11 protein-coding genes and 1 pseudogene are annotated in these 13,989 nt (G+C 66.9%); 5 read left to right on the top strand and 7 right to left on the bottom strand.

Features of this window, described 5'->3' with window-relative positions; genetic code table 11:
- Positions 1-54: 54 nt before the first annotated feature.
- From AZOLI_RS18010 to AZOLI_RS17995, 4 genes are all read right to left on the bottom strand, one after another.
- Positions 55-372, bottom strand: coding sequence for a methanol dehydrogenase [cytochrome c] subunit (locus AZOLI_RS18010; RefSeq protein ID WP_014188592.1), 318 nt, complete (start codon positions 370-372; stop codon positions 55-57).
- A gap of 95 nt (positions 373-467) precedes the next feature.
- Positions 468-1,046, bottom strand: a complete 579-nt coding sequence (gene moxG / locus AZOLI_RS18005; RefSeq protein ID WP_014188591.1) for a cytochrome c(L), periplasmic — start codon at positions 1,044-1,046, stop codon at positions 468-470.
- A gap of 79 nt (positions 1,047-1,125) precedes the next feature.
- Positions 1,126-1,992: a methanol oxidation system protein MoxJ gene (moxJ, locus tag AZOLI_RS18000; RefSeq protein WP_044551928.1), complete on the bottom strand. Its 867-nt coding sequence runs from the start codon at positions 1,990-1,992 to the stop codon at positions 1,126-1,128.
- Positions 1,993-2,164: 172 nt separating this feature from the next.
- Positions 2,165-4,048, bottom strand: a complete 1,884-nt coding sequence (locus AZOLI_RS17995; protein WP_014188589.1) for a methanol/ethanol family PQQ-dependent dehydrogenase — start codon at positions 4,046-4,048, stop codon at positions 2,165-2,167.
- A gap of 371 nt (positions 4,049-4,419) precedes the next feature.
- On the opposite strand from AZOLI_RS17995, the gene AZOLI_RS17990 reads away from it, so the two are divergent.
- The 4 genes from AZOLI_RS17990 to AZOLI_RS17975 all read left to right on the top strand — a co-directional run bounded on the left by AZOLI_RS17990 (position 4,420) and on the right by AZOLI_RS17975 (position 8,724).
- Positions 4,420-4,995, top strand: a complete 576-nt coding sequence (locus tag AZOLI_RS17990; protein WP_014188588.1) for a hypothetical protein — start codon at positions 4,420-4,422, stop codon at positions 4,993-4,995.
- Between the two features lie 286 nt (positions 4,996-5,281).
- Positions 5,282-6,856 carry an ATP-binding protein gene (locus tag AZOLI_RS17985; RefSeq protein ID WP_162488260.1) on the top strand — a complete coding sequence of 525 codons (1,575 nt, stop codon included), beginning with the start codon at positions 5,282-5,284 and terminating at the stop codon, positions 6,854-6,856.
- A complete protein-coding gene (locus AZOLI_RS17980; protein ID WP_014188586.1) occupies positions 6,853-7,527 on the top strand; it encodes a response regulator transcription factor in 675 nt (224 codons plus the stop codon). Before AZOLI_RS17985 ends, AZOLI_RS17980 begins: the two co-directional genes overlap by 4 nt.
- A gap of 156 nt (positions 7,528-7,683) precedes the next feature.
- Entirely contained in the window at positions 7,684-8,724 is a 1,041-nt protein-coding gene (locus tag AZOLI_RS17975; protein ID WP_014188585.1) for a DUF808 domain-containing protein, read from the top strand.
- 49 nt (positions 8,725-8,773) lie between these two features.
- On the opposite strand, the gene AZOLI_RS17970 is transcribed toward AZOLI_RS17975, so the two are convergent.
- Positions 8,774-10,894: a hybrid sensor histidine kinase/response regulator gene (locus AZOLI_RS17970; protein WP_014188584.1), complete on the bottom strand. Its 2,121-nt coding sequence runs from the start codon at positions 10,892-10,894 to the stop codon at positions 8,774-8,776.
- A pseudogene (locus tag AZOLI_RS17965) lies at positions 10,891-11,133 on the bottom strand (ATPase domain-containing protein); the annotation flags it as partial. The gene AZOLI_RS17970 and the pseudogene AZOLI_RS17965, both read right to left, overlap by 4 nt.
- A gap of 378 nt (positions 11,134-11,511) precedes the next feature.
- Between AZOLI_RS17965 and AZOLI_RS17960 the strand changes: the two are divergent.
- The gene (locus AZOLI_RS17960) at positions 11,512-12,417 is read left to right on the top strand and encodes a LysR family transcriptional regulator (RefSeq protein ID WP_044551614.1); all 906 of its coding nucleotides are present in this window, start codon (positions 11,512-11,514) and stop codon (positions 12,415-12,417) included.
- 21 nt (positions 12,418-12,438) lie between these two features.
- Here the strand turns inward: AZOLI_RS17960 and AZOLI_RS17955 are convergent, their stop codons facing one another.
- Positions 12,439-13,764: an NAD(P)/FAD-dependent oxidoreductase gene (locus tag AZOLI_RS17955; RefSeq protein ID WP_014188582.1), complete on the bottom strand. Its 1,326-nt coding sequence runs from the start codon at positions 13,762-13,764 to the stop codon at positions 12,439-12,441.
- Between the last annotated feature and the right edge of the window lie 225 nt (positions 13,765-13,989).

The following is a 13,989-nucleotide window of genomic DNA, read 5'->3' as shown; positions in this document are numbered from 1 at the left end:
CCTTCCAGGTCATGGCCGACCGATGCCCGCCGGTCACGACCGGCGGGACACCGTTCATTGCTTCGGGATCTTCTTCACGTCGTAGATGAAGGTGCCGGTCTTTTTGAAATGGTCGACCCGCTGCCGGTTCCGCTCATCCATCGCCTTGATGGATTCCTGCTGCTTGTTGAGTTCCATCGGGTCGTGTTTGGGATCGTATTTGGAGCCGGCGATCTTCGCGGGATAACCCGGCTTCGGCTCCCAGCAGTTGCCCGGCGCCTTGCAGTTGGTGCCGTCATAGGCCGCCGCCGGGAGGGGCGTTCCGGCAAGCACCGCGGCCACGGCCAGGGCGGCAAGCAGGGTGCCGGTGCGGTCGGACCGGGGCATCGACATGGCTGACGGTCTCGTCATCGGTTTGATCCTTTCTCGCTTGTTGGGGCGGCCGGATGTGCCGCCACGGTCTCGGTCCTTTGTCCGACTCGAAGGCATCAATTCGGCACCGGCCGGCATTCGCCGGCATTGGCGGGAGCCCGTGCCGTTTCCACCCGTGCCGGCGAGTAGGGTGTGAAGGTCCGGCGCTGCTCCTCGCTGAGCCATTCCGCCCCGTTTGCGGGACCGGTGTAGAGATGCCGGACCCACGCCATCACGAGCAGCATGTCGTTGAGCGACAGCGAGCCGTATTGCGGCCCCATCTGCCCCTGGGCGCCGCCGAAGATCGTCTCGAACAGTCCCTTGTCCGTGGTGTTCTTCGGGTAGGTCCAGTAATCGTCGTTGAGGCCGGGTCCGATCTTGCCTTCGGCCACATGGCCATGGCAGCCGGAGCAGGCCGACAGGAAGATCTCGGACCCGGCGGAAAGGCAGGAGGCATTCTCGTTGTAGGGGTTGCGGCCGGACTCCAGGAACTGCTTGACGGCCGGCGTGTCCCGGCCTTCCGGCAGTCCCTGGCTCAGGTCCAGCACCTCTCCGGTGACCGTATTGTTGAAGGTCAGGGCCGCTTCGGCCCCCAAGGCTCCCGCGACGCCGAGAAGGGCGCCGAGGGCGATACCAACGATTGTCTTTCTCTTCATCGTGCTCCGTCGCTCCCACGGCGGCCATGACGGATCGACTGCGTGTCGGGCGGCGTTTCGGGCAGGGTGTCGGGCGCCATCATTGCCCAAGCCCCGGTTCCATCGGAGGAATGCCCTCCTCGCGCAGGATCGCCACGATTTGCGGGCGCACCTTGGCGATTGCCGCATCGAGTTCGGAGCGCAGCGCGGTGTCGTCCTTGCGCACGGCCATCGACTGGTCGAACTGCTGCGGAACGAGCTTGCCGGCGGCGGTCATGCCGTTGCGGTCGATCATCGTCATCCGCAACGGAACGCCGGACGCCTTCACATAGCGCGCCACGTCCGGCGCGAAGGCGACGGCGACATCGGCGGCCCCCTTCGCCACCTCCGACACGAGGACATCGCCCGGCACCTGGGTGTATTGATTGCGGCGGTCGGTGAAGTTGATCAGGGAGTATTGATAGATGAGGTTGTCCTCGTAGAGGCCGGTCTGCTTCAGCATCTCCTCGGACGGCGAATGGAACTGGTAGGCGATGCGCCGCACGCGCGACAGATCGTCGTCCGACCAGCTGCTAAGTTTCAGCGGGCTGTCGGCGCGGGTGATGAAGGCGTAGCCGGTGCGGTAATAGGGGGCGGTGGTGAGCACCCGCGGATCGCCGTCGTCGACACCGACGATGACGTCGCAGGCCCCCTTGTCGAGCATGTCGCGCACCAGGAAGATCGCCGGCTTGTCGGTCCAGACGAATTCCGCCTTGCGGTTCATGGCCCCGGCCACGGCGGCGGCGATGCGGTTCTCGAAGCCGCTTCCGTCGACGGCGGCGTAGGGCGCCGCGGCCTTGGAGGCGCAGACCCGGAGGGCCGGAGGGTCGGCCCGAAGAACGCCGATGGAGGCCAGCGAGAGAGGAAAGGAGAGGGCGATGGCGGCTGTCGCAAGGCGCCGGCCCCTGGCGGACGCATGCGCCGGCATGCGTGAGGCCGATCGGGGCGGCCCCGGTTCGTTGAAGGCACGGGTCATCGTCGGATGAACTCCAGATGGCATGATCGGCTTGCGGTCGACCGACCGCCGGCGGCGCATGTGAAGGCCGCCGGCCATCGGCAATGCTGTTGCGGCAATCCTGCCGACGTCACCGGACGCCGTGTCAGCCGCCGTACTCGCCGACGCTGACGTTGTCGAAGGGGCTCTGGCCGTTCAGCGAGAAGACCATCACGCCGCCGCCCATCTGCGTGTAGTGCTGCAGGTTCTTGAAGGCGCCCACCGCGCCGAGGCCGGCGGTCGGATCCTGCAGGTCGAACACCAGACCCACGCCGGGCCAGCCGCCGACCCCGTACATGATCGCCACATACTGGGTGCCGGCATGCTCATAGGTGATCGGATAGCCGATCACGCCCGAAGGCAGCTTGAACTTCCACAGCAGCTCGCCGGTGTCGCTGTGGCGCGCCTTGATGAAGCCGTCGAGCGTTCCGTAGAAGACGAGGTTGCCGGCGGTGGCGAGCGTGCCGCCCCAGACGGCGAAGCGCTCCATCTTCTCCCATTTGAAGTCGCCGGTGATGGAGTTGTAGGCCTTGATCTGACCGAGGCCCTCATAGCCCTGGCGGTCGCCCTTGGGTCCCGGATACATGTTCAGCGTCGCGCCGACGAAGAACTGCCCGGCCCGGTAGGGCAGCATGAAGGGCTCCCAATCCATGCAGATGTGGTTGATGCCCATGAAGAACAGCTGCTTGTTCGGATCGTAGGAATCGTGACCCTGGTTGTGATAGCCCATCGCCGACGGACAGATGTCCCGGCTGGTGTGGTCCATGCGGGTCGAATATTCCGGATTGCGCACCGGCACGCCGGTCTTCAGGTCGACATGGGTGAAGACGTTCACCGTGTCGTCGATCTTGTCGGCCGAAACGAGTTCGCCGTTGGTGCGGTCGAGCGTGTAGACGATGCCGTTGCGGTCGGGATGCGTCAGCAGTTTGCGCGTCTTGCCCGACTTGTCCTTCTGCTCGCTCAGCATCATCACGTTGACGCCGGCATAGTCCCACTCGTCGTGCGGCGTCTTCTGGTATCCGAACTTGGCCTTGCCGGTGGAGGCGTCGCGCGCGAAAATGGTCATGGTCCATTTGTTGTCGCCGGGACGCATCGTCTCGTTCCAGGGCGCCGGATTCCCCGTTCCGTAATAGAGGAGGTCGACGCCGGGATCGTAGGCGTACCATCCCCAGTTGGTGCCGCCGCCGATCTTCCACGCATCGCCTTCCCATGTCTGCAGGCCCAGCCCCTTCTGGCCGTAATGGGGGTTGCTGGCGTTGAAGTCGTCGCCGATCAGCATGGCTTCGTCGGAGCCGGTGGCGAAGGCGCGCCAGGCCATGGAACCGGTCTTCACGTCGTACGCCGTCACATAGCCGCGGACGCCGAGCTCGGCGCCCGAGGAGCCGATGATGACCAGATCCTTCACCACATAGGGGGCGATGGTCAGCGTCGAGCCGACGCGGATGTCGGAATTCTCGATCTTCCAGTATTCCTCGCCGCTGTTCGCGTTTAGGGCGACGACATGGCCGTCGAGCTGCGTCTTGAGGATCAGCGGCGGCACGCGGCCGTCGCCGGGCCAATAGGCGAGGCCGCGGTTGACGATGTCGCAGCAGGCGACGGAGCGGGCGACCGGATCCTGCTTGGGCTTGTGCTGCCAGAGGATGCGGCTCGGATCCTTCAGGTCGAGCGCGAAGGTGGAGTTGGGGAACGCCCCGTGGACATACATCTTGCCATCCACGACCAGCGGCGCGCCTTCATGGCCGTTCAGGACCCCCGTCGAGAAGGACCAGGCGGCGCGCAGCTGCTTGACGTTGTCCGAATTGATCTGGGTGAGCTTGCTGAAATTGTCGGAATTGTAATTCTTCCCCGGCATGACCCAGTTCTGTTCGCTTTCGGACAGCTGGACCAGCTTTTCATTCGCCAGAGCCGGCGTGACCGCGCCGATCTGCCCTCCCGCGGTGATTGTCGCCGTAAGTGCCACAATGGGCAACGACGTCAGGAAGCGGTTCATCAACGTTCCCTCCGATGTTTTTCTTTGACAGGGCGGTGGGCTCGCGAAGACCCGCCCGGTGCGGTGCTCAGCGATGGCCTTCGCTCCCGCCGCCGTCTCGGCCCCTGCGCTTGCGATCCGTCGGCAGCCCTACCCAGAGACCGATTGTTTCACTGACCAACATTCCTGTCTTGAGGAAGTCTGGCAAATCCGACCGGGAGTTTTTGGCAATAATGACCGCCGTCCTGCGGCGGCGAAGGCGGGCGATTGCGGCGGGCGGCAGCGATACCCATAGCTGCGGGAGCCGGCTGCGACCATGCCGCCGCCGCCAAAATCGCTGCCAAAATCGCTGCCCAAGTGGCTGCCAATGATCGCAGGGAACGGAGAAGGCCGTGTCGTGCTGGCTTCGATATGCAAGGGGTCGCGATTGCCGGACCGTCCTGTCCGCACCGGCGGCCTTACGGTCCGGCCTGCTGCTCGTCGTCCTGCTGGCGGCGGCGGTTGCCTGCGATTCCCAATCCGACGGGAATTCCTCGGCGGAGCAGGGCACGGCGCCGCTGGAGCCGCTGCCGGCGGTGTCGATGGCGAACAAGAACTGGCTGGAGGCCGGCGACCGCACACCGCCGGAACAATGGCTGGCCAGTCGGGCGGCGCATGCCGACCTGCCCCTGTCCGCCCCCTCGGTCGCGGCGTTCCACACGCTCCTGGCCCAGGCCGACCATGCCTATGTCGAGACGCCGCGCATGATCGCCAATCGTGTCGCGCAATTGCAGGAGATGCTGGCGGGGCGCGGCATGACGGAATCCGCGGACACCCTCATCGAGGGGTTCCTGTCGCTCGGCAGCGACGGCGGCAGCCGGCGGTTCGGCGAGGATTGCCAGCATTACTTCAACCTTCGCAGCACCAACCACGATCATCGCGACGTTCTGGCGGCGCTCAGGGGGGAGGCGGGCGGGCAGAATCGGTGAGCGTGCTCCACCGGACCGGTGGCGTCCTTCGTTCCGTCACCACATGACCATTGGTCAGCTATGCCGATAATTCGCCGAAAGAGCGATTGCGGTCTGCTCACGCACTCGTCCACACTTGAACAACTTTGAAGTTCGGCGATGACCGGGCAACCACACCGGCCAGCGCCGCGGCACGATGACACTAAAAAAAACGGCAGCCGTGAAGCGACGAACACCGCCTTCGAATCGTCGGACGCGGGTCGATCCGGAAGTCCGGTAACGGGTGCTCCTGCCGGGGGGAGGCTGGATGAAAATGGCCGATGTCGGCGTGAAAGACGACTCCAGCGCATCCTACCGCTTGCGGACGGCCGACACCGCTCCTGCGCCCGGCCGGGAAGCGGGCGCGGCCAGGCTGGCACGGCTGCTCGGGTTCAAGCGCACCATCCGCAGTCAGATCCTGTGGGCCTTCATCCTGATCAACCTGCTCGCCTGCGTCGCCACGTCGCTGCTCATCGTCTACAACGCCCGGCGGGCGACGCTGGTCGAGATCGGCGCGTCGATGGAGATGGCGGAACGGCTGGTGCGGACGGCGGTCGACGATCTCCAGCGGGTCAGCCGGGGCGGCGCAGGGCTCCAGAAGCTTCCGCTTCGGCTGAGCGGGCAAAGGCATGTCCGCATCCTCGTGACGACCGCCCAGGGGGAGCCGGTGTGGCCTCCCCAATCCACGCTTGCCCAATCCACGCCTGCCCAACCGGCGTCGCGGGAAGGAGCCCCGGATTGGTTCGCCTCGCTCGTCGGCGTCGAGGTTCCGAACCGCGATGTGCCGGTCTTCTCGGAGGGACGGAGGATCGGGACGGTGACCATCGTCAGCGAAGCATCCGACGAGATCGCCGAGGTCTGGGACGACATGACCGATCTGGCGCTGGTCGCGCTGATCGTCAATGTTCTCGTCATCGGCGTGCTTCACGTCGTATTGGGGCAGGTGCTGAATCCGCTGCTTCGCGTCGCCGCCGGCTTCCGCGAGCTGGAACAGGGGCATTTCCAATACCGTCTGCCGTTGCCGAGGGGCGGTGAACTGGCGGATATCGTCGCCCGCTTCAACGCGCTTGCGTCATCGCTTGCCGCGGCACAGGCGGACAACCTGTGCCTGAACCGGCGTCTGGTCGCGGTTCAGGACAGCGAGCGTCGGCAACTTGCGGTCGAGCTTCATGACGAATTCGGCCCGTGCCTCTTCAGCCTGAAGGCGAATGTGGCATCGCTCGCCCGCTTTGCGGAACAACTGCCGCCGGAAATCGGCGGTGCGGTGCGCGAACGCGCGGGCACGTTGCGGGACATCGGCGAACGGATCGAGACGACCAACCGCCGCCTGCTCAAGACCGTGCGCCCGATGGCCTTGGGCCACGTCCCCCTTGCGGATGCCATAGCGGGCCTCCTGTCGGAATTCGAACGATTGGCGCCCGACTGTGCCATCGAGTTCGCCACCGGCAAGCTGGCCTACAGCTACGGCGACCCCATCGACCTCAGCATCTATCGTTGCGTGCAGGAGGGGCTGACCAATGCCGTCCGGCACGGGGGAGCGCGGCGGATCAGGGTGGAGGTGGAGGAACTCGACCGTCCGGCTGCCGCCGGGGGCGCCAGGGCCAGGACCGGGGCCGGGTGCGAAATCCGCCTTTCCGTCCAGGACGACGGGCGCGGGATTGCGGTGGGGACGGCGACCGGTCTCGGATTGACCGGGATGAGGGAGCGCATCGCCGCGCTGGGGGGCTCGCTGTCGATTTCGAGCCGCTCGGGAGGCGGAACCTGTCTCGCCGTCGCGATTCCGCTGGAGGAGGATGAACGCGTGCCGGCGACATCGGCAACGAGGGGGGAGGCGGGCCAATGACCGGAGTCTTGCTCATCGACGATCATCCGATGGTGCTGCAGGGGTGTCGATGCGTCCTGCAGGACGCTCATGTCCAGGAAATCCATGAGGCCAACACCGCGATAGCCGGTTACCGTGCCTACCGTCGTCACCGCCCCGACATGGTGATCGTCGATCTTGCCCTGCAGGGGAATGGCCTCGGCGGTTTCGCGCTGATCCGCCGCATCCGTGTGCAGGACAGCCGCATCCCGATCCTGGTGTTCAGCATGCATGGCGATGCGGTCATCGTCAGCCGCGCGCTGGAGGCCGGTGCGAACGGTTATCTGCTGAAGGATACCGCTCCCGAGGATTTCCTTGCGGCGTTCCATGCGGTGCGCCGCGGCCAACCCTATCTCAGCCATCAGCTTGCCATGCAGGTCGCCACGCTGGGCATGCGCAGCCGCGAGAACACGCTGGGTTCGGTAACGCCTCGTGAACTCCAGACGATGGCCCTGATCGCCGACGGAAAATCCTATGGGCAGATCGCCGATGAACTGGGCGTCTCCTACAAGACGGTGGTGAATACATGTTCGCAGCTCAAGGCCAAGCTCGGGGCGCACAACCTGCCCGAACTGATGCGCATGTCGATCGAATTCCTTTCGTCGTCGCCAAGCCAGGCTCCGAAGGCACTCGCCGGCCATATCGCCTGGTGAGGTGAGCCGCGGTTCATCTTGCCGCTTTCGGAGCTTTGCGACGTGCTGCGCGACGGAGGGTACCGACGGCGAACTCACGCCGCAGAGGGATGAAAATCGGAATGCTGCGGGTCGATGTTTGTTAAGATGGCTCCGGGACCATGAGGAGCCGCTTCCTTGAGCACAGGACTGATCGCACTGCTCGACGACGTGGTCGGCTTGACCAAGATCGCCGCCGCCTCGCTGGACGATGCCGCCGGGCAGGCCGCGAAGGCGGGAGCCAAAGCCGCCGGCGTGGTGGTCGACGACGCCGCCGTCACGCCACGATACGTCGTGGGGTTCACGGCGGACCGTGAACTGCCGATCATCGGCAAGATCGCTCTCGGTTCCTTGAAGAACAAGCTGATCCTGCTGTTGCCGGCCGCCCTGGTGTTGAGCCTCGTGGCACCCTGGGCGATCACGCCGCTGCTCATGCTGGGCGGCGCCTTCCTCTGCTACGAAGGGGCGGAGAAGATCTTCGAAGCCGTCTGGCCGCACGCGGCCCATGACGGCCATGGTGCGGATGGCATGGCCGGCGGGCAGTCGGCCCGGCAATTCGAAGATTCCAAGGTGAACAGCGCGATCAAGACCGACCTGATCCTGTCCGCCGAGATCATGGCGATCACGCTGTCCGCCGTCGCTGCGGAGGTTTCCTCCTTCTGGATGCAGGCGCTGATCCTGGGCATCGTCGGAACCGGCATCACCATCGCCGTGTACGGCGCAGTGGCCCTGATCGTGAAAGCCGACGACGCCGGCCTTTCCCTGGCGCAGAACGACCGGCCGATCTCCAGCCTCTTCGGGCTGCGGCGGCTGGCCCCCGGTGCGCCGGGCGGGGCGGACCGGCTGCTGCGCCCGCTGACGCAGGGGCTGGGCCGCGGCCTCGTCTATGGAATGCCGCTGTTTCTCAAGCTCCTCAGCCTCGTCGGCACCGCTGCGATGCTCTGGGTCGGCGGCGGCATCATCATCCATGGGCTGGAAGGCTATGGGCTGGAGGAACTCGGGCATGCGATCCATGACACCGCCGCGGCGGTCGGCCACGCGCTTCCGGCGGGGGCGGCGGTGATGGAATGGCTGGTGGCCGCCGGGATGGCAGGGGTTGTCGGGCTTCTTCTCGGCGCGCTGCTGATCCCGCTGGTCCACCGCGTCGCCATGCCGGCCTTCGCGATGCTGAAACGCTGACGCGGCTCCCCGACCGCCCTGCTGCAAGCGAGTTCCGGAAATCGGCGCGCTAATCGGGGTGGAAACCACCACTTCGCCTGGCATGTGCCGAAGTCCTCGCCATTTCGGCCAACAGCTTGGCCGTCGCAACGGCGAGTTGGTTCTGCGTGTATGGCTTGGCAAGCCGCGGCAGGTCGGCGACGACGCCCTCCGGCAGATCGGCGTATCCCGTTGCCAGCAGAACCGGCAGGTCCGGGTCCATGGCGCGGGCTGCCTGGGCAAGCTCGACGCCGGTCATGCCCGGCATCGCATAGTCGGTCAGCATCAGGTCGACCGCCTGACCGCTGCGCAGAAGCTCCAGCGCCTCGGTGCCCGAACTCGCTTCGAGGACCGTGTGCCCGAGGTCGGCCAGCATATCGACGGTGCTCATGGCGATCAGCGCGTCATCGTCGACCACGAGGACCACGGCGGGAGACACGTCGACCACCGGGGCCGGCGGCGGCTCGGCCGCCTGGGCTGGTGTGGCAGCCTTCGGCAACCACAGCTCCACGACCGTCCCCTGGCCTGGAACGCTCGACAGCCGGAACGCGCCGCCGGACTGCACCGCCAGACCGTGGACCATCGACAAGCCCAGCCCGGTGCCCTTGCCGATGCCCTTGGTCGAGAAGAAGGGCTCCACCGCCCGCGCGAGCGTTTCCCCATCCATTCCCGTGCCGGTGTCCCGCACGCTGACATGCGGGTGGCAACCGGGCGGCAGTCCCGAAGCCACGGAAACCGGCGCCTCGTCCACGGTCACGGTGAGCGTGCCGCCGTCGGGCATGGCATCGCGGGCATTGACGGCGAGATTCAGGATCGCCAGTTCGAGCTGGTTGGGATCGATCAAGGCCGCCATCGTCGCCGGGGGAGCGTCGATGCGGATGACGATGCGCGGGCCGACCGAGCGTTCCAGCAGCGTTTTCATGCCGTCCAGCAGCCCGGCAAGGTCCACCGCCTGCGGCTGCAGATCCTGGCGACGGGCGAAAGCCAGAAGCCTTTGGGTCAGCGTCGCTCCGCGTTGGGCACCCTGCATGGCGCCGTCGAACAGGCGCTCCGTCGTCGGATCGGCGGGAAGGCGTTTGCGCAGCAATTCCAGATTGCCGAGCACCGCCATCAACAGGTTGTTGAAGTCGTGAGCGACGCCGCCGGTAAGCTGACCGAGGGTCTCCAGCTTCTGCGTCTGGCGCAGTTGCTCCTCGGCGCGCTCGCGGTCGCGGATCTCGTCGCGCAGCTGGTCGAGCGTCGCCGCCAGTTCGCGGGTGCGTTCCTGCACCTTGGTCTCGAGCGTCGCGGTAAGGCGCTGCAGCGCCTCCTGCGCCGCCTTCTGGTCGCTGATGTCGACGATGACCGCGAGCGCGCCGGCTGTCTTGCCGGTGGAATCCTGCACGGGCACGCCGCTGACACGGGTCCAGACCGGCTCGCCGCCGGCAGGACGATAGATGAACTCGATGCCGCTGACGGTCTCGCCGCGCAGGGCCCGCACCGCGACATACCGATCCCGCGGCAGGCGGCGGCCCTGCTCATCGTAGCCGATCCAGCTCTCTTCGCCGTCCGGCCGCTGGGACGGGATGACGGCATCCGGAAGGAAGCTCCGGAATGCCGGATTGGACAGAATGGTCCGGCCGTTCAGGTCCATCAGGTTCACCGCCACCGGCAGGTGTTCCACCAGCGTTTCGAAGCGTGCCCGTTCGTCGGCGAGGTCGGCCAGGAGACGCTCGCGCTCGGCAAGCCTCGCCCTCGCCTCGTACTGCCTGCGCCGGCCGCGCAGACAGGTCCGCACGACGCTGATCAGGGTGGTCGGGTGGAAGGGGCGTTCCACGAAGGTGACGTTGCCCAGCAGTTCGGTCAGGCGCGCCGCCTCGGGCGTGCGCTCGGCGCCGTCGCCCCGCAAGGTGAGCAGAATGACGGGAAGGTCCGACCATGCCGGCTGGGCGCCGATCCAGGCGGCAAGACATTGGAGATCGGCGGTGCGCACCGCCTCCTCCGCAAGGATGAGCAGCCCGGCCCCGTCCTCCAGCGCCATGCACAGTGCCGGCAGGTCGGGGCAGGCGTGCGCGGGGATCCCGACCTCACCCAGCAAGGCCGAAGCGACGGCGGCATCCCGTCCGTGCGGCGCCAGGATCAGCGCGCGCTCGATGGTCACGGCCTCGCTCAAGCAGGATCGTCCTTCAGCAGAGGTCCGCCTTGGCCAATATAGACCGGCACGCCGCGCAGCACCCCCTGGAACTCGTCCAGAGGCGGCCCCACGGCGATGCCCTTGTCGTTGATGCGGTACTCGCGGATCGTATCCTCATGCGGACCGGCGCGCTTCTTGATCACCGAGATCGCCCGCCGGCCCCGGCCCCGCGCCTCGAAATAGCGCAGCAGCACGACGGTATCGGCCAGATAGGTGACGCCGGCGGTGCCTGCAAGCACGCGGTGGAGCATCTGGCGCGCAATCGCCAGTTCCTGGGCGGCCTGGGTCACCGTCAGCCGAAGCTCGGGCAAGACGTGGTTGCGCAGAACGGCACCGGGATGAGGTGGAGGATCGGCGGACGGAGACAGTTCTGCGGACATCGATCCTGACCGGAAAACACGGTCGACCACATGTAACGCATCGCGCGACAAAGCGCAGCCTGTGCAATCCTCATCGACCCTTTGGCATAGAGGCTGCGCCGCTCTTTGGCTTGGCCGCCTTGCTGTTGCCGCTCGACCCCCGGGCTCGCGTATCGCTATAGTCGGAGCCCGGCCGTGCCGGGTCGGTCTCCTCTCCGCCAGCGCCTGGAATCGTGAATGCAAGCCCGCCAATTGGAAGTCTTCTGCATGCTGATGCGCTGTGGAACGGTTACCGGTGCGGCGGCGATGCTGAACATTTCACAGCCGGCCTTGAGCCAGATCCTGCTGCACGCCGAAGATCAGCTGGGATTCAAGCTGTTCGACCGGGTGCGCGGGCGTCTGGTGCCGACGCAGGAAGCCAACGAGCTGTATCCGGAGGCCGAGCGCATCTTCTCCGAACTGGGTGCGTTGCGCCGGCGCACGGTCGACATGCGCCATGGCCGAACCGGGCTTGTGCGCCTCGCCGCCTCGGCCCCGCCATCCATGTCCATCGTTCCGAAGGCATTGTGCGCCTTCCGCGAGGCGCACCCCGACATCGTCGTGCGGTCGCTGGTCGCCCCGATCGCCAACATCCTGGACATGCTGCGCAGCGGCGAGGTGCTGTTGGGGGTGGCGATGAACGACATGCCCCATCCCGATCTCGATGTCGAAACGGTCGGCCATGCCGAGCTGGTCTGCCTCATGCCGGAGGGGCACCGGCTGGCCGGACACGCCCAGGTCGGCTTTGCCGATCTGGCGGAGGAGACGTTGATTTCATACCGCGTGAACACGCTGCCCGGCCGGCTTCTGGCCGGGGCGCTGGAGGCCGAAGGCGGCGTCTACGCCCCGGCGGTGGAGATCGACCTGTCGATCACCGCTCTGCCCTTCGTGCGGGAGGGGATCGGCGTTGCGGTCGTCGACGGGCTTTTGCCGTGGACCCAGTTTTCCGGCATCGTCCAGCGGCCTTTCCGTCCCGGCATCCGCGTGCCCATCGCCATCCTCACCAGCAAGGAGCGCCCGCTGTCCGGCAGCCACGACCTGATGCGCGAGTGCCTGCGCCTGGCCGCCCGTGCCATCGCGCCGGGCGGAACCGAACGGCTTTGACCGGAGCGGCCGGCTTCCCGGTCAGAAATCGGCGACCTTTCCGGCGGAAAAGCCGGCGAAGCGGTCGGGGTGATAGGGGTTGGGATCGACGATGGGCGGCTGGTCGGTGACGAGGTCGGCGATCAGATGCCCGGCGCCGGGGCCGATGCCGAAGCCATGGCCGCTGAACCCGGCGGCCAGGATCAGGCCGGGCAGGGTTCCGACCTCGCCGATGGCGGGAACGCCGTCGGGCGTGCTGTCGATGTAACCGCCCCAGGCGGCGGTGATCGGCGCGCCTTTCAGGCCGGGCAGCAGCGTCATCGCCCGTTCGTGGGTGAGGCGGATGGTGCCGTGGTCCGGGGTGGGGTCGAGCACCCGCACCCGCTCCATCGGGGTCGGACGGTCGAGCCGCCAGCGCCGCAGCGTCTCGTGGCCGGAGCGCAAGCCCTCCAGCCCGCCGGGCATGAGGCTGCGCCAGCGTCGTTTGAACATCGGCATGAATTGCGGCGCGAAGCGGATCTGCTGAAGGGTCGGATCGACGCGCCCGCGCCCGCTGATGGCCAGCGTGTGCCCGCCGTCGCCGCGCCGGGTGATCGACACCGCGGCGGTGTGCAGGGCGTCGGGCAGACCCGCGGGGCTGGGACCTACCGACAGGATCGACGACCGGATCGAGGCGAGCGGGAGCCGCACGCCGACCTGATGGCAGAAGGAGGAGGCCCAGGCCCCGCCCGCCATGACCACCAGCTTCGTGCGGATCGTGCCCATTTCGGTGACGACGCCGCTGACCCGTCCGCCGGCGGTTTCCAACCCGCGGGCGGCGCAGCCCTGATGCACCGTGCCGCCAAGCTTCATGATCGCCCGCGCCACGGCGGGGGCGGCGCGGGCCGGATCGGCGATGCCGTCCGACGGCGAGAAGACGCCGCCCTTCCATGGCTTGCCGGTCGCCTGCCCGCGCTCGGCGGCTTCCGCCCCGCTCAGCATGTGGGTGGTGACGCCGACCGTCCGGGCGAAATCGCGCCAGCGCGCCCAGCCGGCAAGTTCGCCGTCGTCGTTGCTGAGATAGAGCAGCCCGCAACGGCTGAAGCCGGTGTCCTCGCCGCTTTCGGCGGCGAAGCGCTCCCACAAATCCAGGCTCTTGGTCGCCATCGGCAATTCGCGCGCGTCGCGGTTCTGCTGGCGGCACCAGCCCCAGTTGCGGCTGGACTGTTCCGCCCCGACCTGTCCCTTTTCCACCAGGGCCACCGACATCCCGCGCCGGGCCAGGAAATAGGCCGCCCAGACGCCGACGATGCCGCCGCCGATCACGACGACGTCCGCCTGGTCGGGGAAGTGTGGCGAGGACGGGATGGTTTGCAAAGGGGCGGGCATTGGGCGGGTCTCCGATTTCGGCGTTGCGCCATCTAGCCACGGCGCGCGGATGCGTGGGCGCTGCTTTGGCCGTTTCCACGGCATTATCTTCTGTCGATGCCGGTGTGGCCGATGCTTTGTTCTGCCGGAGGAAAGCCACTCGGTTATCGACAGGCAGGCAGCGCGTGCTAAGCTGTTGTGGCCCGATCGGCAGAATTTTCTGCTGTCGTCTTCCGTTCTCCCGCC

The sequence above is a fragment of the Azospirillum lipoferum 4B genome (assembly GCF_000283655.1).
In the GTDB taxonomy this organism is placed as follows: domain Bacteria; phylum Pseudomonadota; class Alphaproteobacteria; order Azospirillales; family Azospirillaceae; genus Azospirillum; species Azospirillum lipoferum_C.
This window is presented reverse-complemented; position numbering and strand designations above follow the sequence as displayed.

Coding starts and splice junctions, on each gene's coding strand:
- AZOLI_RS18010 (WP_014188592.1), bottom strand. CDS start 372: ATGTCGATGCCCCGGTCCGACCGCACCGGCACCCTGCTTGCCGCCCTG.
- moxG (WP_014188591.1), bottom strand. CDS start 1,046: ATGAAGAGAAAGACAATCGTTGGTATCGCCCTCGGCGCCCTTCTCGGC.
- moxJ (WP_044551928.1), bottom strand. CDS start 1,992: ATGCCGGCGCATGCGTCCGCCAGGGGCCGGCGCCTTGCGACAGCCGCC.
- AZOLI_RS17995 (WP_014188589.1), bottom strand. CDS start 4,048: ATGAACCGCTTCCTGACGTCGTTGCCCATTGTGGCACTTACGGCGACA.
- AZOLI_RS17985 (WP_162488260.1), top strand. CDS start 5,282: ATGAAAATGGCCGATGTCGGCGTGAAAGACGACTCCAGCGCATCCTAC.
- AZOLI_RS17980 (WP_014188586.1), top strand. CDS start 6,853: ATGACCGGAGTCTTGCTCATCGACGATCATCCGATGGTGCTGCAGGGG.
- AZOLI_RS17960 (WP_044551614.1), top strand. CDS start 11,512: ATGCAAGCCCGCCAATTGGAAGTCTTCTGCATGCTGATGCGCTGTGGA.
- AZOLI_RS17955 (WP_014188582.1), bottom strand. CDS start 13,764: ATGCCCGCCCCTTTGCAAACCATCCCGTCCTCGCCACACTTCCCCGAC.